This window comes from Arthrobacter sp. 35/47, assembly GCF_000520475.1.
GTDB lineage: Bacteria > Actinomycetota > Actinomycetes > Actinomycetales > Micrococcaceae > Arthrobacter_D > Arthrobacter_D subterraneus.
In genome coordinates this window covers 119,573-120,523 of record NZ_KI914616.1, presented here as the reverse complement: position 1 = coordinate 120,523, position 951 = coordinate 119,573, and the positions used below count along the sequence as shown (strand labels likewise).

General features: G+C 65.6%; 2 protein-coding genes. One reads left to right on the top strand and one right to left on the bottom strand.

Features of this window, described 5'->3' with window-relative positions:
* Positions 1 to 551 (bottom strand): gamma-glutamyltransferase (locus tag X803_RS20220; RefSeq protein WP_035779149.1); only part of this gene is annotated, 551 nt, incomplete at its 3' end.
* 134 nt (positions 552 to 685) lie between these two features.
* Between X803_RS20220 and X803_RS20215 the strand changes: the two genes are divergently transcribed.
* Positions 686 to 951, top strand: a 266-nt coding sequence (locus X803_RS20215; RefSeq protein ID WP_035779148.1) for a DUF1275 family protein, incomplete at its 3' end; no start/stop codon positions are given.

The following is a 951-nucleotide window of genomic DNA, read 5'->3' as shown; positions in this document are numbered from 1 at the left end:
CCCTCCGGCATCCACAGGGCAGCCGACGTGGGCCAGTGCTCAGCGAAGAGGTCCTTCACGGCGTTGATGGTTGCGCCGACCCGGCCGACGATGGGGTGGCCATTGCGGGCGTAGCCGATGGCGAACGCCAGGACATCGCCCAGTTCCCAGGTGCCGTGGTCGCGGAGCAGCAGGAGCCAGGCGTCGACGGCGGCGGGGACGGCAGCGGCGAGGGCACCGGCGCCGGGAACCAGTTCAAGGCCCTCGGCGAGGTAGTGCTCGCGGGTGGCGGCGGCCGGCGCGGGTCCCTGCCCCATGAGCACGACCGGCTGGGACGGGTTTTCGGCGGTCGCGAAGACGCCGGTCATGTCGCCGCCGGGTCCGTTGAGGTGCGGTTCCACAACATGGAGCACAAATGCCCCGGCGACCGCCGCATCGAACGCGTTTCCTCCGCGTTCCAGGACCGCCTGGGCTGACGCCGTTGCCAGCCAGTGGGTCGAGGCACTCATGCCGAAGCTGCCCTGGAGGGTGGGACGCGTGGTGAAGGAGTCGGGTGTAGTGAAGGAGGTCATCTTTGGTCCGTTCTCGTCGATGCTCGTAGCTTTGTATACAAAATAGCGTAATAACAAGATTTCGTATACATTCGTTCGAAGATCATCACTCAGCCTTTCTTCTTGAAGCTTCTCATCCTTATAAGGGGACCCGCATGGCAGCCACCCGGCCCACCACCGACCGACTCCATCTGACCCTGATGCTGATCCTCACCTTCTCCACCGGAGTGATCGATGCAGTCGGCTACCTGGGGCTGGACCGGGTCTTCACAGGAAACATGACCGGCAACGTGGTGCTCCTGGGAATGGCCGTGGCCGGCGGAGACGATCTCCCCGTGCTGCGGCCCGCGCTCGCGCTGCTCTTCTTCATGGTGGGAGCCGTCCTCGCAGGCCGGCTGCTGCGCAAGGCGCCCGCCGGATG